The sequence below is a fragment of the Advenella kashmirensis W13003 genome, assembly GCF_000506985.1.
GTDB classification, from domain to species: domain Bacteria; phylum Pseudomonadota; class Gammaproteobacteria; order Burkholderiales; family Burkholderiaceae_B; genus Advenella; species Advenella kashmirensis_A.
Genome location: NZ_KI650980.1, coordinates 612,819 through 631,473 on the forward strand (window position 1 = coordinate 612,819; position 18,655 = coordinate 631,473).

The window sequence follows — 18,655 nt, forward strand, 5'->3', positions numbered from 1 at the left end:
CTGCGGCTCTGGCGGGTTGGGGTGAGCGTTGAATAGGAAGTGCAGTTTTCGGTTGCAGTAAACATAAAGGTCATTAAACTGGACTATTGCATTTATATCCAGGCTGGATTATGCTTCGGTAAAACAATTGGAGACAAAGCAATGATTCAAATTCGTCGTCTAGCGAGTATCGTCACGCTCATCGTCAGCGTCGGAGCGAGCGCCGCCTACGCACAGGACTATCCGGTGAAACCGGTGGTATTGATCAATCCGTATGCGGCCGGGGGCCCGGCCGATGTACTGGCCCGCAAACTTGCATCCGAGTTGCGCACGGAACTGGGTAAACCGGTCATTGTTGAAAACAAGCCGGGCGCGGCAGCGGCATTGGGAACCGCTTATGTTTCCAATGCGAAGGCTGATGGCTATACCTTGTTAATGGGTACATCAGCCGGTCACGTGGTGACACCCTTGTTGCAGAAGGTTGCCTACGATGGCATTGGTGATTTCAGCTTCATTGGGATCGTGACGCGCCAGTCCAATATGCTGGTTGTCAATCCGGGACTGAAAGTCAATAACGTCGATGAACTCGTTCGGTATGCAAAACAGCATCCGGGCCAGCTCAACTTCGGCTCTGCCGGCGCGGGCGGTGCAACCCATCTGAGTGGCGAGCAATTCAAGCGCAAAACCGGAATCGATATCGTTCATGTTCCCTATAGCGGGGCGGCCCCTGCGTTAACCGATCTGATGGGTGGGCAGGTGCAGCTCGCGTTTTTGAATCTGTCTGCTACGCTTCAATACGTTAAGGACGGTCGCGTCAAAGCGCTGGCATATGGCGCCAAGTCACGGTCCCCTTTGCTGCCGGATGTACCGACAATGGAGGAGGCCGGTGTGCACGACGCGGAGGTTGCGACCTGGTACAGCCTGGCTGCGCCCAAAGGTACGCCAAAAGCAATCATAGACCGGCTGAACCAGGCGCTTCTGAAAATTGATCGCAAGCCAGACTACGCGTCTTTTTTGCGCCAGGTGGACGGTGAAATCCTGGCCCTGACGCCTGAACAGACAGACGCTTTCGTACGCCAGGATCGGGCTGCCATGACAGAACTGCTGCAAGCCATCGGGCTTGCGAAATGAACTAGACGCAAAACAGGAACAAGTATGTTTGAAGATGACGGCGATTTCACCTATATAGGCAAAGAGCGCCTTGATACCGAACTGAGCTACAAACTGCTCGTCGGTTGTGTCGTGCCCAGACCCATTGCCTGGATCACTACACTGAATGAAGACGGCACGGTCAATGCAGCCCCTTTCAGTTCGTACAACTATGTTTGCACCAGCCCGCCCATGCTGGCGATCAATATCGCCACACGGGAAGGAGAACCCAAAGACACGGCCCTTAATATTTCGGCTCGAAAGGAGTTTGTCGTCAACGTGGTCAATGGTGCATCAATGGAAAAAATGCATCAGACTGCAGCGAATTTTCCTAATGGGGACAGTGAAACCGCGGCACTTGATATCAACCTTCTGCCAAGTCGCGTCGTTGCGCCACCTCGTATTGCCGGCACGCCAATACAGATGGAATGTCGGCTGGACCAGAAAGTGGTACTTGGACGAGGCATTAATACCTTATATATCGGCGAAGTCGTCGGCTTTCATTTGTCCAGCCTTGTGTATGACGGTCATCGTCTGGACAGTCACCGTATCGACCCGGTAGCGCGCCTGGGCGGGCCTTTTTACAGTACGCTGGGCGAAATCATCCATAAGCCCATGTTGCAGCGCCCGCCAGGTGGCGAGGGATGGATCGGTGAAAAGCAGGGTGGAGCTTCTTAATAATTTTGAGAGGCCCGGATTCAACCCCACTGCAGGCGTGCGACCAGTGCAGCGAGCGTGATGAGAAGGACAGGGACAGTCAACACGATGCCGACACGGAAATAATAGCCCCAGGTAATTCTGACCCCCTTGCGTGCCAGCACATGAAGCCAGAGCAGGGTAGCCAGGCTTCCTACCGGCGTGATTTTGGGTCCCAGGTCGCTGCCGATGACGTTGGCGTAGATCATCGCCTCGCGAGCCAGGCCGATTGCCTGGCTGGCTTCGATAGAGAGCGCGCCGATCAGGACGGTGGGCAGGTTGTTCATAATTGAAGAGAGCAGGGCAGTCAACACGCCCGTACCCAGGGTGGCCGACCAGATGCCCTGCTGCGCCAGCCAATCAAGCACATTCGTGATATAGCCGGTCAGGCCGGCATTGCGCAGGCCGTATACAACGAGATACATGCCAAGTGAGAAAAATACGATTGACCAGGGCGCTTCGTGAAGGATCTTTCGGGTATGAATGATGGACCCGGTGCCTGCCACAATCCATAAAATCAACGCGCCCACAGCAGCGATCACGCTGACTGGGATGCCCGTGTCTTCCAGGAAGAAAAAGCCCATCAGCAACAGAGCCAATACCAGCCAGCCCGCAAAAAAAGTGCGCCGGTCACGAATCGCCTGGACGGGGACCTTCAATGACCCGCCGTTGTAATCCTGGGGAATGTCTGCGCGGAAGTAAACCAGCAACACGAGCAGCGTTGCCGCGACGGACACCAGATTGACTGGGACCATGATCTGGGAGTAACGGGCAAAGGAAATATCGAAATAATCGGCAGACACAATATTGACCAGATTCGACACAATCAGCGGCAGACTGGCGGTATCGGCAATAAACCCGGCTGCCATTACAAACGCAAGGGTGGCGGCGGGCCCAAAACCCAGTGCGACAAGCATGGCCATGACAATTGGAGTCAGAATCAGCGCGGCTCCGTCGTTTGCAAAGAGAGCAGAGACGGCAGCCCCCAGTAGCACAACAAAGCAAAAGAGCAGGCGGCCGCGTTGCCGGCCCCAGCGTGCAATGTGCAGGGCGGCCCATTCAAAGAAACCGGCCTCGTCCAGCAGCAAACTGATAATGATAATGGCAATGAAAGTGGCCGTTGCATTCCAGATAATATTCCAGACCACGACAATATCCGTCAGATGAATCGCGCCCGTGGCCAGCGCCAGAACGGCGCCCAGCATGGCGCTCCAGCCCACACCCAGACCACGGGGTTGCCAGATGACCAGCGTCATGGTTAGGACAAAAATAAGGGCGGAAATCAACATATTGGCAGGCTCTTGCGGTTATCCGGCGCAAGGCGCGGATCGGAAAGTGTACCGATTTTACTGTGTTAATGAGGGGGTGTGCTGCCAATCTGCAAAAGAAGCCGACGTGGAAAGCTATTGAAGTTTTGCATTGAATTTTCCGGCTGCTGTAGTGATGTTTATACTGTAGCTAGCGTTAGCTCGATTGGACTTGTGCCAGTTTTGGTATCCAGCGCACATAAAGCGGCAGAAAAACCAGTTCCACAATAGTCTGCGTGAGAATCACCGCAGGCAATAGCGGCACACCGCCCGGCACGGCAAAGGCCAGTGGCAGTATCACAAGTGAATTTCGATATGAAGCGGAAAAAGAAACCGCCCGGGCCGCGGCGGGTTCAAGCCGCAAACCTTTGCCGACAAGCTGGCCGGCCAGCGGCGCGATCATGGCGTACAAAATATAAATCGGCGCTGCACTCAGGGCCGCTTGTTGGGCATTACCGATTTGCGGCATGACCGAAATCAGCACAATAAAGAGCACAAGCGCAGTAGCGGGTACCGGCAATAAATTCAACCATTCAAGCAACTGAGCGCCTGCTCTGGTTCGTCTGGCAACGAACTGGGTGATCGCCGCCAGCAACAGTGGAACGAAAATCAGCCAGACGAACGCATGGAGAAACGGACCAGCCTGTACTAGGTTTGAAACTTCGCTACCCAATATTGCGCTTAAATAGACCGGCAACAAAAGCATTTGCAAGAGCAGGAGAACAGGGGTCATCGCCAGCAGTAGTCGGGCATTGCCTTGTCCCAAATGTGTAAAGGTAATCACATAGTCGATACACGGGGTTAATAATACAAATAATACCGCCAGGCGCAGCATTGAATCGTCTGGCAATAGTTGCACCAGCCCCAGTACAACCGCGGGCATGACAATGAAATTGGTCGAAAGCAGGGCAGTGAGAAATCTGACATTGCGCAAGGCGGTACCAATTTGCGCCAGCGGCACTTGCAGAAATGTGGCAAATAGCATGACAGCGAGTGCCGGATTGATGGCGGCTTCCAACTCATCTGTGCCAGGGATGGCAAAACCAAGTAACGCGCCGCTGATGAGGGTAAAAAAATAAATCCGGACCTGATGTGCTTCCAGCAGCGATCTAAGATGCTCAATCATGAGTGTGATGTCTCAACTTAGACTATTGGCCTGTGGCCCGGTATTGAACCGTCGGCGATAGTCTCCGGGCGTCAATCCGACAACGCGGACAAATACCTTGCGAAAAGCCGCTGGGTCGCTATAGCCGACATTCCAGGCGATCGTCTCAATGGGTGCCGATGTTGCCTGTAGCATTTCGCGCGCCCGACCCACGCGCAAACGCTGGATATAGTCTGTCGTCGTCATGCCCGTGGCTTTACGGAACCGTCGAAGAAAGGTGCGCTCCCCCATGCCTGCGCGTTGCGCCATGTCGGCAAGTGAGTTGTCCTTTATTCCTGTTTCTTCAAGCCAATGCTGAACTGCCAGGACCGCGTCGTCGCCGTGACACAGGCGCGGAGCAAAGGCGCTGTAATACCGTTGTTGCCGTCCGGGCGGATCGACCAGCAGTGTTCTTGCTGTATCAATCATCACGGCAGCGCCCAGGTAACGATCAACCAGGCGCAGACCCAAATCTGTCCAGGCCATGATGCCACCGGCGGTCACAATGTCGTCGGCGTCGATAATGAGGTGATCGACATCCAGGCGAATGTCCGGAAAACGGGCATTGAACTTTTCCGCGTAATGCCAGTGGGTGGTGATCGTGCGCCCGGATAGCAAACCCGTTTCAGCAAGCAAAAAAGCCCCGGCACAGACAGAGGCCAGCGTGACCCCCGCCTTGTGTCTGGCGATCAGCCAGTCCCGGTACGGCGCTGCGGCCTGAGCCGAGATGGGTTCTTCGAGGCTGGGCGGCAGAATCAGCACCGCAGGTGTGCCGGTTTCAGAGGGCAATGAATCGTAGACACGGGCAAGGGACTTTTCGGAGCCATCCCATTGCCAGTGAGTCAGCCGTAACATCGGTTCAGCACCGCTGCCATGCCGGATGGCGATTTTGTCGGCGAGCGCAAACAAATCGGTCAGGCCGAGTATCGTGGCCATCTGGGCATGGGGATACAAGACAATTCCGATCTCAATCTGCATGTTCTTCCGCATGTCTGTGGAACACCTTTAAATACCCATTTCGTTCAAGCATTAACTTGCCATTATACATAGGGCACACGTTGATGAAAAAATAAGCAGGTACGGGAAGACAGCAAACTGAGAACACCGGTTGATTCGTCAATCAAACTGCAGACAGGTAGTCCTGAGTGGATTTGACCGTGCCATAACCGAATTCGAAGGCGGCCATCATTGCCGCATGGACGTGAGCTGCGGGCACATTGACACCTTCAAAGGACAGGTCAAGCGTCGCGCAGGCATCATGCAGAACAGTCACGGGATAACCCATGTCGACCGCAGCGCGTACAATTGCATCCACGCACATATGACTCATTGCACCAACGATGATGAGTTCTTCAACACTTTGGGCGTCCAGTTGTTGCTTAAGGTCAGTATCCCGGAACGCATTAATATGATGCTTGATAATGACGGGCTCGTTGTCGGCAGGTGCCACGCCTGGCTGGATCTTGACGCCGTCGGAGCCTGGCACAAAGATCGGCGACTGATCGTTGGTCGCTTCGTGGCGGATATGGAAAACAGGGATATTCTTGTGCCGGGCGTCGGCGATTACTCGTGCGGCGTTGGCGCTGGCGACTTCAATTTCCGACAGCGGCAGTTTGCCGGTAGGCAGGTATTCGTTTTGCAGATCGACAACGATCAAACCACGCTTTTTCATCAGATTCTCCTGGAAGTGATTAATAGAAGTGATATGCTCGCCCGAGCAGCAATTAATGCAAAGAGGCGGAATTGACAATTTAGATGGCGATATCGACACGATGGTTGTTAGACCCATGCGGCATCAATAGAAACCAGTGGTTTTACGGAAAGGGGCAATCACAAGAGAAGTCGCCTATAGTGGCTGGTAAGTTAGTTTTTCTGTGAGATAAAATACGCATAATATATATTATGTAAAGTTGAGTATTAGAACATCTAGGATTGAATGACGCTCGCCCATATTAGATAAAGAAGCTGAAATTCCAGCCGCTAAATCTCCGAAACCAGAATACTTTGAGTTTTAGCAACGTAATGCCACTCCATCACGCTGCGGGTCTGCCCCTCCCTGCAATACGGCATCCTTCTTTAATATCAAATGAGGTGCGGCAAATGCATAACTCTGATGAGAACGGGAGACGCGTTGTCCATTTCTGGCCAACGCGTCCGTTACGTAAGTGGGTATCCGATTGGATACTTCAACGGTGTTGCTTGCGACGGAAATCCGAGGCGCAGCAACCGACTCGAACGCGCTCATGCCAAAATCGATCACATTCACCATAACTTGTGTTAAAGCCGACAGTATCGCGGTACCGCCCGGCGCCCCTAGTGTCATACACACTCGGCCATCCCGGAAAACGAGAACCGGGCTTTGGGAACTGGTGCGCCGCTTTCCTGGCCCAAGGGATGCGGGCCGCCCTGGACGGGGGTCAAAGCCGCTTAACAGACCATTATACAAGAAGCCAAGCCCATCACTGATGATACCGGAACTCGTACCGAGACTATGTGTAAGCGATACGGCATTGCCGCCAGCATCCATGACGCAAACCTGGGTCGTATCGGCAGGCTCGCTCGCCACGTTTCCATTGCTGATACGCGACACATTCACGTTGAAGCCTTCACGAATATTTGTGGCGATCTTGGCTGCATGCTGATCCGAAGAAAGGCGATGCACTGGCACATCAACAAATTCGGGATCGCCGATAAAATTGTCTTTATCGACGGTGACCCACTTTAAGGTTTCTGCGAGTACGTTTAAATATGCTGCACTGTTATGCTCCAGAGCAGCAATGTCAAAGTTCGATAGAACATGCAACGCTTCAATTAACGAAAGACCGCCTGCCGGTGGAGGGAAACCCGCGATTTTCCAGCCACGGTAATCGCCCCAAATTGGCGTCATCTCCTGAACACTGTAATTTTGCAAATCCTGAATGGATAGCAGCCCACCGTTAGCCGACATATCATTTGCAATATGTCGCGCAATATCCCCATGGTAGAAATCGTCCGCGCCGCGCCGAGACAGGTGCTGTAAAGTTTGCAATAGCGCCGGGTTATCAATGCGATCGCCCGGACGCTTGAACGTGCCGTCTGGGTTCAGGAAGACTTCCCGTCCCGTTTTCGAGAGCGCCAGACGATCGCAAGTTTCCAGCATTCCGCCGGGAGCCACGTCGAGCGCACCATACTGGTACATATGAGGTCGCACCACGACACCATTACGCGCATGAGCGATAGCTGGCTCAAGCACGTCGGCAAATGACCATGTCCCGTAGCGCGACAGCGCATAATCTAGACCAGCCAATGTGCCCGGCGTGCCAATAGACTGGTAACCCGCTTCATTGACGTTCCCTTCTACCACAAATGCGTAACCATCTGGAGTCTCATTGATATTACGTCCTGCCCAGATATCGTCGCTGGCGGCCGCCGGAACGCGAGCGCCAAAATCGATACACGTATGAACACCATTATCTGGCATCGCAAGCTGTAGTGTTCCGTACCCTGCTATACCGGCCATTAACGGGTCTACAACACACTGGGTAAAGGCCGCGGCAATGGCGGCGTCCACGGCATTGCCGCCTGCCATCAGAACGCGGGCCCCCGCTTCCGCTGCTTCCGGCTGGGCAGCAGCGATCATCGCTTCTCTAGCGGGCATGACCAATATCCATCCGATCGGAGACGGCTGCAATCAATGCATTAAGCTCCTTATCTCGATCAGGTTCGTATTCACTTACGTATCGGGGCTCCGGATAGACCGCCAATTGAATTACGACCAATTTCGCTGTCCGGTCAATGAAGATTCGCTGCCCCGAATGCCCCATCGCCAGCATGGCTCCGTCGTCACGCAACCACCAGCTATAGCCGTAGGACCGCAAACCGAGTGCGCTGCGATGCGAGGCAAGCTGATCCTCAGGAATGTAAAATGCGGGCTCGGCAGCCTGGTCGACCCAGGATTCGGGCAAGATCCGATTGCCCTCCACTATTCCTCCGTCGATGACAAATTGCGCAAAGCGGCCCATGTCTCTTAGGGTCATGCCGGCACGACTCCCACCGATTTCTTGGCCTTCTTCCGATTCCAGGGTGTAAAAACCATTGAACTCCATGCCACAAGGTTGCCATATGCGCTCTGACATATAATCGGCCAACGTCCGGTTTGTTGCCGCACTCAAAACTGCCCCAAGCAGATATGTGTCGCCCGTGTTGTAATGCCACACGGTGCCTGGCGCATGCGCACGCGGACATGTGCGCAAAAGTTGCAGGACTCCTCCTGGAACCTTGTCCGCCAGCGACTTGCTATATCTGTTGACATCCGAGTGCTTATCCGCATAGTCTTCCACCCAAGCGATGCCTGAAGACATTGTGAGCAAATGCCTGATCGTCACAACGTCGTAAGGACAATTTTTCAGTTCGGGTATATAGCGTGATACCTGGTCGTCAATGCTTGAAATAGACCCGTCCTGAATCGCGGCACCAACAAGCATGGCAGTCATCGATTTCACAGTGGACATCGTAGACCAGCGGTCTTGCGGTTGTAGGCCAAGACCGTAACGTTCCATAACAATTTCGCCGCGGTGAATAACCAAAAGTCCGGCGACATTATTGATATCCATAAAACGGTTCAAGTTTCTGGTGTCGTCGCCAATTTCATAGCTAATGTCTATCTCGGTCCCTCTGGGAAATGGCTTAGGGCTCGTGCCTTTATTTATTGTCCGAGTGGCGAACAGCTGATCTACGATGCGGTAGCCATAGGATTGAATACATGGTGGCCAAAGGAGAAAATCCTCTGCCTGCGGCAGATGGACAGAGGGCTGGGCAGTGGGTAGTGTTGATAGTTTCTGCATCTTTGTCTTTGCAATACTGTTATATGGAAGAGAATCGGTAAATCAGTTATTGCGAATACCCATACTTTTTACAATGGGTCCCCAGATCCTGGTTTCCCGCTTCATGGTTTCGAGCACTGGTTTCGGACCAAACGCCTTAGGCCCCACCATATATAATTCTGCAACCTGTTTACGTGCATTCTCGTCGGCCCAGAACTTGCGTGTGGCCTCTGTTAACCGATCGATAACGTGCGAGGGTGTTCCTTTGGGAGCCATTAAGCGATACCAGCCACTACCAGGAAAACCGGTGACACCAGCTTCGGCAACTGTTGGCACATCCGGTAGTTCCGGCAGGCGCTCGTCACCGAAAACAACTAACGGAATCGCCTTCCCTGCCCTGATTTGCGGCAACGCGCCTGATTGTGCATCAGCGGCAAAATTTACCTGGCCGCTTACCAGATCGACCATTGCCGGCGCAGCACCTTTATAGGGTACATGAGTCATCTCAATACCAAAATGTTTTGCCAGGAAAGCAACATTAAGATGAGTCGAATTACCGATGCCGGCCGAGCCGTAAGTGAATTTACCCGGATTGGCCTTGGCCTGATCAACCAACTCGTTGATGGAACGAATGTGAGTTGAAGGATTGGAAACCAGTATTTGAGAAGTCACAGCTATTTCTGTGACCGGATCGAAATCCCGGCCGGGATTGTAGGCTAGCTTGGTGTATGTAAACGGGTTGATCGACATTGTGGACGTGCTCCCGAACAACAGCGCGTAACCATCGGGACGCTGTTTTGCTACATAGGCGGCTGCGATGCTGCCGTTTGCACCCGGTTTGTTTTCAACCACCACCGTACCTCCGATTTCCTTCGATACATAGGCTCCCCAGACTCGCGCCAATGCATCCGCGGCACCGCCGGCAGCAACCGGGACATACACTGATACAGGGCGTGTCGGCCAAGTTGCTGCCATGGAACACGTTGCGCTCAGCAATAAAGTCATCGCAGCTCCGATACCGACTAGCCTTCGTGGATTGAGTTTTTCATGGAAAGCATGAGTGGTCATGAGAAAATTGCTCCGGAAATAAAAGGATATATGACTTAAGCAATAGTAGAAGCAAATTTTCATAACGTCCAATGCATAATTAGTTAATTACGTATAATAAATTTTTATATTTTTTTGATTGCGTCATGAACATACAGCAACTTGAGCATTTTTTGGTTCTTGTCGAAACACAGTCGTTCAGTCGCGCTGCTGCCAAGCTGCACCTCACCCAGCCGGCATTAAGCCGCAGCATCCAAGCCTTGGAGGAAGACTTGGGCGGACGTCTCTTGGAAAGGGACAAAGGAAAAAGGCTCACTCCGCTGGGTGAATTGGCTTTGGTACGTGCTCGAAGAATCCGTGTAGAACTCTCCGAACTACGTCGTAGTGCCAGCCTGCTGGCAGAATGTGCCGTAGGCACGATCAAACTCGGGCTCGGCCCGACTCCCACGGCGATTTTGTCGGTGCCTTTGCTGAGTGCAATGATGCGAGAATTTCCCGGAATTAAACTGCTGCTGAGCGGGGGAACACCTGCAATGCAGCTCCAGGAGTTACGTGAAGGTACGATAGATGCAATGGTTGTACATCGCAACCGCATTCCCGCTGATTCAGATTTGCACTTGGACCTTTTTCCACCGACTCCACTGGGTTTTTCCGTCCGCGCGAATCATCCTTTGATTGCAGCGTCAGTCATCGACTATGAGTTGCTGGCTCGCTATCCGCTTGCCGCTACGGCAAGAGCAATCAGTGTTGAAGTGATGCATAGTTTAAATTCTTATCTAGGAGCAGATGCACATTTCGCAGACCTCATACAGTATCAATCGAGCAATATGGAAGCGCTGATCGAGCTGGTCCGGACCAGCGACACCGTATTTTTTGGCGTACAACATGCAGCCCAGCGCTTCATCGATACTGGCGAACTTGTTCAGTTGAAAATAGGTTCGGCGCTCAAATTATCTTCTCAATTTGCTTTTATTACTCTCGAAGCTAAGACAATGCCACCCTCATTGGTTCAAATTAGATCATTGTGTGCACAATATCTAGCTTCACAATCAACAGTCGCTTAAACCATGAACGGTCTTCCGTCCTTGAATTGAACTGCACCACCATAGCACCCAGAAGGATAAGCGCTGCGCAATATCGCGACACCATGCGTCTGGTTACTGTTCCATTGGAGGAACCCTGGGCCATACGGGAGCGCAGTCTGCTTGTGCGTGAGTTGGATGCGATGCCTGGTTGTGTGAAAGAGTTGATAGATTCGTTCATCAAATCACAAGTCGATAAGATTAGCGATGGCTGTTAAGCGAATCTAGCGGCATACGGATGTCTCCAACAGTCCCGAGGTCAATAATCGTACGCGCGACGCCACGAGCTTTGCTCCGTCCGATAGCGGGCGCTGGCGCGTCACGCTCAGTGCGATTGTTCTCCGAATCCGCGGCTTTGTAACGAGGCTTGCCTCCAGTTTTCCGGCGGCCACTTCCTGAGCTACCGCAGCCATAGGCAATAACGTGAAGGCATGACCGCCTGCGGCGACGTCTTTCATCGCCGTCGCGGTTTCGACCTCCATCACGATATTCAATTTAGTATCGTGGCGACGGGAAAGCACATCCAGTGTCGCCCTCAAACCGTTGGGTACGGCGGGCAATACCAGCGGAAGTCCGTCAAGCGCATGAAAATCCAGACTCTCAGCCGCCAGTTCTGGACGACCTGCCTTGCCGATCAGAAAAGTATCCAGTTTGCCAAGAACATCTTCCCCGCGCGCCGCAGAGGGACCGTAGCGGTTGACCACAATCATGTCCAGACGCCCGGAGGCAAGCTGCTCATCCAAAGATCCGCTGAATCCTTCGGTGACATGCATGCGAAGTAGCGGCGCACGTTCGCTGATATCGGCCAGCAATAACGGTAATAACTGTCGGGCCAGCGAGGGCAATACACCGATATGTACGGTGCCCGTGAGTATGCCGGCGGCCTGATGTGCAGTTGTGTTGAGCTGATCGATTTGGTCGAGAACCCGCTTGACTTCTGGATACATGCGTCGCCCAAATTCGGAAAGCACCATGCCCCGCCCCGTTCTGTCGAACAGGCGTTTACCCCATTCTTTTTCCAGCATGGCGATCTGGCGACTGACCAGAGATTGGGCCATGTCAGATGCAATAGCTGCACGGGAAAGCGACTGCATGTCTGCCACCAGCAGAAAAGTACTCAGTTGCTTTAGGTTCATGATTTCACTTAAATGGAAATCTGAAATTATAAACTGTGTATTTATATAAATCAGAATTATCGCTAAGCTTGTCGCCAGGACATACAACACCGAAGGAGACAACTGTGAAATTAGTCCAATACTTCACGGCGACATGTGTCGCCGCCTGCCTGCTGGCCCCAACGCTAGTTCACGCGGATGACTCCGCCTATCCGAAACGTCCGATCAATCTGGTTGTCCCATTTTCTGCCGGGGGGCCAACTGATGCAATGGCGCGTGTACTGGCTCAGCATCTGGGTCAGCGCCTTGGGCAACAGGTGATTGTGGATAACCGAGGCGGCGCCGGCGGCAGTATTGCCGCAGAGTTGGTGGCACGTTCAAAGGCTGACGGTTACACGATATTTTTTGGCACCACCGGCACGATGGCAATTAATCCGAGCCTTTACGCCTCGTTACGCTACGATCCCGTTAAGGATTTCGCTCCCGTCAGCCTGATGGCCACGACAATGAATGTGCTGGTTGTGAATCCGCAATTGCCCGTCAAAACACTGGGTGAGTTGGTAAAGCTGGCCAAGGATAGGCCGGGTGAACTCACTTATGGCTCTGCCGGCAATGGCAGTTCAAATCATTTGTCCGGGGAGCTCTTTCGCACCTCCGCCGGCATCCAGATCAACCACATTCCATACAAGGGATCGGCCCCAGCATTGGTTGATCTGCTTGCCGGCCGGATCTCCATGATGTTCGATACGATTGCCCAGCAGACGCAAAATATCTCGGCCAAGAAGGTGAATGCCCTTGCCGTGACAGGACCGACCCGCTCTCCGCTGCTGCCAAATGTCCCAACCGCTGAAGAAGCGGGGCTTAAGGGTTTCGATGTCACGATCTGGTACGGCGTGCTGGCCCCAAAAGGAACACCAGAGTCAATTGTGAACCGCTTGCAGCGTGAAATTGCAGCTGTGATGTCGACCGATGAAATGAAGGCGCGTATGCAGACCGATGGTGCGCAGGCACAAACGACAACGCCGGCGGAATTCGCCAGGCTCATAAACAGCGATATCGAAAAATGGGCACCCGTTGTCAAGAACTCAGGCGCCACGTTGAATTAACACGAGTAGCATTCATGACTTTTTCTTTTGATCCTGTTCTGCAGACAACCCTTGCCCCCGGCAGCATCGCCGTGATTGGCGCTACGGAAGATCCCAACAAAGTGGGCGGGCGACCACTTCATTACCTGCAGCGGTTCGGCTTTGCGGGTACGATTTATCCAGTCAATCCGCGTCGCGATACCGTCCAGGGCCTGCCTTCATATGCTTCGCTCACCGAGCTTCCAGACACACCCGATGTCGCCATTGTCGCGGTGGGCCAGGATGCTGTCCCGAATGTAATTGACCAATGCGCTGCGCGTGGTATCCACTCTGCTATTGTCATGAGTTCGGGTTTTGGTGAGACAGGAAATGCGGGTGTCGAACGGCAAAAATCATTGGTAGACCAGGCCAGGCGACTGGGCATCAGGCTGGTCGGTCCCAATGCGCAAGGCGTAGCCAATTTCCATACCGGCGCGGTCATGAATTTCAGCACCATGTTTATGGAGATCGAACCAGAAGATGGGCCGGTTGCAATTGTCAGTCAAAGCGGCGCAGCCAGCGTGATGCCCTATGCCATGCTGCGTGAACGCGGCATAGGCGTGCGTTATCTGATCGCATCGGGCAATGACGCGGATACATCGGTGTGTGAATTGGCGCTAGCATGTGCGGCCGATCCGGACATCCAGGTCATTCTGTTGTATATCGAGTCGCTCGCGGACCCTGATATGCTCTCCCGAACTGTTCGACTGGCTCGTTCGCACGGTGCTGCTGTGATTGCACTAAAGGCTGGCCGCAGTGCGAACGGCTCCAAGGCAGCAGCCTCGCATACCGGTGCGATTGTCAATGATGACGTGGTGGTCGACGCTTTTCTGGAGCGCCATGGTATTTGGCGAGCCCCGGATGTACATGGTCTCGTCAATGCGGTTGAACTCTACCTGGCTACACCGCCACGGCCTGCCAACGGCCTGGTCGTGATGAGTCATAGCGGCGCAGTCGGCGTGCTTTGCGCAGATGTGGCTGAGACACTGGATCTGCCGCTGACGGAACTGCACCCTGCTGTCATCCGGGATCTTTCCGGGATCATGCCCAGCTTTGCAACTGCGCAAAATCCGGTAGACCTCACAGCGACGCTCATGACACAAAGTGGTATGTATGCGTCCACGCTTAACGTATTGGCAACCGATCCACATGCAGATATGTTTCTTATCGGCGTACCGGTCGCCGGTCCGGGTTACGACGTACCCGGCATGGCCGCGGACACCGCGCGCTTTGCCGCAGCCACCGGCAAGCCTGCGATCGTGTGCGCGCCTCAGGTATCTGTGCGCCAGCACTTTCGCGACGCAAATATACCGGTCTTTGCGAATGAAACCGATGCCATTCACGCATTGCACCAATGGAGCCGTCATGGCGCGCTGATCCAGCAGGCTGAAAGGCGCGACGGTCTGGAAACAATCGGCGTGCCTGTTTCGCGCCTCGGCGCAGGCCATGATCGCTTTCTGAGCGAAGATGCAAGCCTGGCCATGCTTGCCGCTGCGGGTATTCCGATCGTGCCGTATGCTGTTTGCAATAGCGCTGACGAAGCCGTGGCGGCATGGCGCGACCTGGGGCATGAAGTTGTTGTCAAAGCCTGCTCTGCCCTTATCCCACATAAATCGGAACATGGCCTGGTGTTCCTTGGACTGGACAGCGAAATGCAAATTGTCGAGGCATGGAATCGGTGCGCACAAGGCGTCGCTGCCCTGGACGTTCCGTTCGATGGCGTCATCGTTGCCAGGCGTGTACGGGGCAGACACGAATTTGCACTGGGTGTTCGGCAGGATCCTATCTTTGGCACCGTCGTAATGATCGGTGATGGCGGCAAGTATGTCGAAGCCTTGCGTGACTTCGTCGTATTGCTCTACCCTTTTTCGGAACAGGACGTGATCGCCAAACTGCGTACGCTGCGTATCGCGCCGATTCTGGACGGCGTACGAGGCGAGGCGCCAGTGGACCTTGTCGCGCTGGCGCGCGTCGCTGTCGCACTCGGCCGGTTATCAGCCACATATCAACACGACATTGCATCCATTGACCTCAATCCGCTCATTATTGGCGATATGGGCTCCGGAGGCTGGGCTGTCGATGCCGTTATCGAACGAACAAAGGAGGAGTCATGACTATCCAAAATACTGTACTGACGGAATATATCGACGATATTGCAATCATCCGGCTCAATCGCCCCGCAAGCATGAATGCCGTTAATGCACCCTTGCGTTCGGCGCTTACAAAGGTTTTATATACGCTCGATGCCGATCCCGGCGTTCGGGCGATGGTATTGACCGGCAGCGGTGAGCGTGCGTTTTGCGCAGGCCAGGACCTCGACGAGTCGGTCACAATCGATACCATCAATCTGGCCGATTGGCTCAATCGACAGCACGCCATGTATCAAGCGGTGCGTGACATGAACAAACCAATCGTTGCGGCACTCAACGGCACAGCCGTGGGCGCCGGATTTCAAATTGCCCTGATGTGTGATTTGCGAGTCGCTCACGCCACACTACGCATGGGACAGCCAGAAATTAAGGCGGGACTTGCAAGCATTGTCGGATCGTATCTGATGTCCCTGCAGATCGGACACTCACTGAATCAGGCACTCTCGCTGACCGGAGAACTCATCAGCGGGGAGCGGGCACATGCCCTCGGCCTGATCAACGATTTGGTGCCGATTGATCAAGTTTTGCCAAGCGCATTGGACCGTGCACGCAAATTGGCTGCCCTGCCGCAAACTGCTATGCGCATGACCAAGCAGCGTTTCAGGGAATGCACGCAGGCAGGCTTCGAACAAGCATGTAGCGCCGGTATCCGCTATCAGCTTGAATGCTATGCCACAGGTGAACCGCAGCAGGTCATGCGCGAATTTCTCTCCCGACGCACTCACTCTGCCCTCTCTCGTTCCACCGAGGATTGAATACTCATGCTCAAACATAATCATTTATTTATAGACGGTGCAATGACCATCGCGCAGGGTGAAGACGAATTGCCGGTAACGGACAGTTTTACAGAGGAGGTTTTTGCCCGCTATCGTTCGGCATCGCGGGAAGATGTGCAGGAGGCTGTGGCTGCAGCGCGCAGAGCCTTTACCGGCTGGTCGAATACTCCGTTGAATGAACGCATCGCAGCGGTGCGTGGTGTGGCCGCAGCGCTATCGGTTCACTCAGAGGTGCTCGCGAGCGCAATATCCCGCGAGGTTGGCATGCCCTGCAAGTTGTCGGCCCGCATCCAGGTCGGCGCACCCATTGCGGCCTGGGAAAGTTATGCCGAACTGGCTGCTGATGTGGATTGGGAGACACGAGTCGGCCATTCTCTGGTGCAAAAAGTACCCGTTGGCGTGGTGGCTTGTATCACACCATGGAATTATCCCTTGCACCAAATTACCGGAAAAATCGTACCTGCGCTATTGGCTGGCTGCACCGTCGTTCTAAAACCATCTGAAATTGCACCTACCAGCGCATTTATGCTCGCAGAGGCAATTCATAAGGCTGGCTTGCCGCCAGGCGTTTTTAATCTTGTACATGGCAGCGGTCCTGATGTTGGCGAAACATTAATATCCCATCCCGACGTGGACATGATTTCTTTTACAGGCTCCACGCATGCAGGCAGGCATATCGCGTCTGTTGCCGGCAGGGATATCAAGCGCTTGGCGCTGGAACTGGGTGGGAAGTCAGCTGCACTTGTGCTGCCCGGCGCAGACCTGTCTTTAGCCGTCAAAGCCACCATGGCCAGTTGCATGCTCAACTCGGGGCAAACCTGCTCGTCCATGACCCGCCTGCTCGTACAGCGCAGTATGCTGCATGAGGTTGAACAGCTCGCAAAGGAGTTGCTGGCAGGTTATCGTATGGGCGATCCGGCAGACGCGGGAACAAGACTGGGTCCGCTGGTTTCCAAAATGCAGCAACAAAAAGTGCAGGCCATGATAGAAGCAGCACTTGCCCAAGGAGCTCAGACTATAGAAAGCTATCAGCCTGTTCCGGATCGTGGATTTTTTGTGCCTGCGACTGTCCTGTCCGAAGTCTCGCCTGATATGACAATTGCAAATGAAGAAGTCTTCGGCCCAGTGCTCAGTATCATTTGTTATGACGATGTAGAAAACGGAATCGAGCTGGCAAACGGGACCGAGTACGGTCTTGCGGGCGCAGTATGGGGGCCGCCAGATGAGGCTACCCTGTCCGTAGCGCGCCGTATTAGAGCTGGACAGGTCGATATTAATGGCGCCCCTTTTAATCCGGCGGCGCCATTCGGTGGTTTCAAGAAATCTGGCATCGGGCGTGAAAATGGCAAAGATGGAATAGAAGAATTTCTTGAAACCGTTGCCATACAGCTTCCTGCCAAGTTTTTCGAATTATCTTCTCTTTGAATTTTTATATCATGACATACGAAACACTGAATTATATAGTAGACGACGCGATAGCCACTATCATCCTGAATCGCCCGCAACGCATGAACGCGCTCACCAAAATTATGGAAGCGGAGCTGCGTTCAGCCGTCGAGGCAGCGGGACGCGACGAGAATATTCGCGCGATTATCCTCACTGGAGCTGGACGTGCATTTTGTGCAGGAATGGACATGGACGAGCTCGAAGTGCTGCCACCCGAAGACATTCAGGCCGAGCAATGGATGCGCCCCTATGACATGAACCGCCGCGCAGATTATCAGACTCGTTATTCATATTTCCCTGCCGCACCCAAGCCCGTTATCAGCGCTATCAACGGCGCCGCGGCCGGGTTGGGATTGATTATGGCGCTCTATAGCGACTTTCGCATTGCGTCTGACAAAGCGGTGTTTGCTACCGCTTTTGCCAAGCGCGGCCTGATCGCCGAGCATGGAATCGCCTGGATGTTGCCACGTATCATCGGCCACGCGAACGCAACGGATTTGTTGCTGACTTCGCGCAAGATTGATGCTACCGAAGCCTTGTCGATGGGACTTGTTAACCGCGTCGTGTCAGCCGATTTACTCATGGATACCGCCAGGCAACTGGCACGTCAGCTCAGCGACGAGGTCTCGCCGCGCTCTGTTCGCACCATGAAAAAACAACTATGGGAAGCACCGTTTCAATCACTGGGAGAATCGGTAACGCAAGCCAATACAGAAATGGTCATGAGTTTGCAAAGCGAGGACTTCAAGGAAGGGATCGCGCACTTCGTGGAGAGGCGCCCTGCCCGTTTTACGGGATGTTGAGCGGCAAACGGCCTTATTGGTTCAAACTGGATTCG

16 protein-coding genes are annotated in these 18,655 nt (G+C 53.8%); 8 read left to right on the forward strand and 8 right to left on the reverse strand.

Annotation, left to right across the window (positions count from 1 at the left end):
- Nucleotides 1–141 precede the first annotated feature (141 nt).
- Nucleotides 142–1,110: a Bug family tripartite tricarboxylate transporter substrate binding protein gene (locus W822_RS37650; RefSeq protein WP_024005864.1), complete on the forward strand. Its 969-nt coding sequence runs from the start codon at nt 142–144 to the stop codon at nt 1,108–1,110.
- A gap of 24 nt (nt 1,111–1,134) precedes the next feature.
- The gene (locus tag W822_RS37655) at nt 1,135–1,806 is read left to right on the forward strand and encodes a flavin reductase family protein (protein ID WP_024005865.1); all 672 of its coding nucleotides are present in this window, start codon (nt 1,135–1,137) and stop codon (nt 1,804–1,806) included.
- A 20-nt stretch (nt 1,807–1,826) separates the two neighbouring features.
- Here W822_RS37655 and W822_RS37660 read toward each other — a convergent pair whose 3' ends face one another.
- The 7 genes from W822_RS37660 to W822_RS37690 form a co-directional block, all read right to left on the reverse strand.
- Nucleotides 1,827–3,113 carry an arsenic transporter gene (locus W822_RS37660; protein ID WP_024005866.1) on the reverse strand — a complete coding sequence of 429 codons (1,287 nt, stop codon included), beginning with the start codon at nt 3,111–3,113 and terminating at the stop codon, nt 1,827–1,829.
- Nucleotides 3,114–3,288: 175 nt separating this feature from the next.
- Nucleotides 3,289–4,254: an arsenic resistance protein gene (locus W822_RS37665; protein ID WP_024005867.1), complete on the reverse strand. Its 966-nt coding sequence runs from the start codon at nt 4,252–4,254 to the stop codon at nt 3,289–3,291.
- A 15-nt stretch (nt 4,255–4,269) separates the two neighbouring features.
- The gene (locus tag W822_RS37670; protein WP_253272300.1) at nt 4,270–5,253 is read right to left on the reverse strand and encodes a GlxA family transcriptional regulator; all 984 of its coding nucleotides are present in this window, start codon (nt 5,251–5,253) and stop codon (nt 4,270–4,272) included.
- A gap of 142 nt (nt 5,254–5,395) precedes the next feature.
- Entirely contained in the window at nt 5,396–5,947 is a 552-nt protein-coding gene (locus W822_RS37675; protein WP_024005869.1) for a cysteine hydrolase family protein, read from the reverse strand.
- Between the two features lie 339 nt (nt 5,948–6,286).
- Nucleotides 6,287–7,894 (reverse strand): gamma-glutamyltransferase, encoded by a 1,608-nt coding sequence (gene ggt / locus W822_RS37680; protein ID WP_051401756.1) that lies wholly within the window; start codon nt 7,892–7,894, stop codon nt 6,287–6,289.
- 7 nt (nt 7,895–7,901) lie between these two features.
- Nucleotides 7,902–9,098 carry a serine hydrolase domain-containing protein gene (locus W822_RS37685; RefSeq protein WP_024005871.1) on the reverse strand — a complete coding sequence of 399 codons (1,197 nt, stop codon included), beginning with the start codon at nt 9,096–9,098 and terminating at the stop codon, nt 7,902–7,904.
- 42 nt (nt 9,099–9,140) lie between these two features.
- Complete coding sequence (locus tag W822_RS37690) at nt 9,141–10,145, reverse strand: Bug family tripartite tricarboxylate transporter substrate binding protein (RefSeq protein ID WP_051401757.1); 1,005 nt, start codon at nt 10,143–10,145, stop codon at nt 9,141–9,143.
- 125 nt (nt 10,146–10,270) lie between these two features.
- Between W822_RS37690 and W822_RS37695 the strand changes: the two genes are divergently transcribed.
- Entirely contained in the window at nt 10,271–11,188 is a 918-nt protein-coding gene (locus W822_RS37695; RefSeq protein WP_024005873.1) for a LysR family transcriptional regulator, read from the forward strand.
- 242 nt (nt 11,189–11,430) lie between these two features.
- On the opposite strand, the gene W822_RS37700 is transcribed toward W822_RS37695, so the two are convergent.
- Nucleotides 11,431–12,342 (reverse strand): LysR family transcriptional regulator, encoded by a 912-nt coding sequence (locus tag W822_RS37700; RefSeq protein WP_024005875.1) that lies wholly within the window; start codon nt 12,340–12,342, stop codon nt 11,431–11,433.
- Between the two features lie 104 nt (nt 12,343–12,446).
- On the opposite strand from W822_RS37700, the gene W822_RS37705 reads away from it, so the two are divergent.
- From W822_RS37705 to W822_RS37725, 5 genes are read left to right on the forward strand one after another with little or no spacing between them, the layout of a single operon-like run.
- Nucleotides 12,447–13,427: a Bug family tripartite tricarboxylate transporter substrate binding protein gene (locus W822_RS37705; protein WP_024005876.1), complete on the forward strand. Its 981-nt coding sequence runs from the start codon at nt 12,447–12,449 to the stop codon at nt 13,425–13,427.
- A gap of 14 nt (nt 13,428–13,441) precedes the next feature.
- A complete protein-coding gene (locus W822_RS37710) occupies nt 13,442–15,559 on the forward strand; it encodes an acetate--CoA ligase family protein (protein WP_024005877.1) in 2,118 nt (705 codons plus the stop codon).
- Nucleotides 15,556–16,350, forward strand: coding sequence for an enoyl-CoA hydratase/isomerase family protein (locus W822_RS37715; protein ID WP_031242980.1), 795 nt, complete (start codon nt 15,556–15,558; stop codon nt 16,348–16,350). The genes W822_RS37710 and W822_RS37715 overlap by 4 nt, the downstream gene beginning before the upstream one ends.
- A 6-nt stretch (nt 16,351–16,356) precedes the next feature.
- The gene (locus W822_RS37720; RefSeq protein WP_024005879.1) at nt 16,357–17,796 is read left to right on the forward strand and encodes an aldehyde dehydrogenase family protein; all 1,440 of its coding nucleotides are present in this window, start codon (nt 16,357–16,359) and stop codon (nt 17,794–17,796) included.
- A gap of 11 nt (nt 17,797–17,807) precedes the next feature.
- Nucleotides 17,808–18,620, forward strand: a complete 813-nt coding sequence (locus tag W822_RS37725; RefSeq protein WP_024005880.1) for an enoyl-CoA hydratase — start codon at nt 17,808–17,810, stop codon at nt 18,618–18,620.
- The last annotated feature ends 35 nt before the right edge of the window (nt 18,621–18,655 follow it).

What these genes read in the sequence shown, in the direction of transcription:
- W822_RS37650 (WP_024005864.1), top strand. Translation starts at nt 142, where the DNA reads ATGATTCAAATTCGTCGTCTAGCGAGTATCGTCACGCTCATCGTCAGC.
- W822_RS37695 (WP_024005873.1), top strand. Translation starts at nt 10,271, where the DNA reads ATGAACATACAGCAACTTGAGCATTTTTTGGTTCTTGTCGAAACACAG.
- W822_RS37710 (WP_024005877.1), top strand. Translation starts at nt 13,442, where the DNA reads ATGACTTTTTCTTTTGATCCTGTTCTGCAGACAACCCTTGCCCCCGGC.
- W822_RS37690 (WP_051401757.1), bottom strand. Translation starts at nt 10,145, where the DNA reads ATGACCACTCATGCTTTCCATGAAAAACTCAATCCACGAAGGCTAGTC.
- W822_RS37675 (WP_024005869.1), bottom strand. Translation starts at nt 5,947, where the DNA reads ATGAAAAAGCGTGGTTTGATCGTTGTCGATCTGCAAAACGAATACCTG.
- W822_RS37655 (WP_024005865.1), top strand. Translation starts at nt 1,135, where the DNA reads ATGTTTGAAGATGACGGCGATTTCACCTATATAGGCAAAGAGCGCCTT.
- W822_RS37700 (WP_024005875.1), bottom strand. Translation starts at nt 12,342, where the DNA reads ATGAACCTAAAGCAACTGAGTACTTTTCTGCTGGTGGCAGACATGCAG.
- W822_RS37660 (WP_024005866.1), bottom strand. Translation starts at nt 3,113, where the DNA reads ATGTTGATTTCCGCCCTTATTTTTGTCCTAACCATGACGCTGGTCATC.
- W822_RS37725 (WP_024005880.1), top strand. Translation starts at nt 17,808, where the DNA reads ATGACATACGAAACACTGAATTATATAGTAGACGACGCGATAGCCACT.
- W822_RS37720 (WP_024005879.1), top strand. Translation starts at nt 16,357, where the DNA reads ATGCTCAAACATAATCATTTATTTATAGACGGTGCAATGACCATCGCG.
- W822_RS37715 (WP_031242980.1), top strand. Translation starts at nt 15,556, where the DNA reads ATGACTATCCAAAATACTGTACTGACGGAATATATCGACGATATTGCA.
- W822_RS37670 (WP_253272300.1), bottom strand. Translation starts at nt 5,253, where the DNA reads ATGCAGATTGAGATCGGAATTGTCTTGTATCCCCATGCCCAGATGGCC.
- W822_RS37685 (WP_024005871.1), bottom strand. Translation starts at nt 9,098, where the DNA reads ATGCAGAAACTATCAACACTACCCACTGCCCAGCCCTCTGTCCATCTG.
- ggt (WP_051401756.1), bottom strand. Translation starts at nt 7,894, where the DNA reads ATGATCGCTGCTGCCCAGCCGGAAGCAGCGGAAGCGGGGGCCCGCGTT.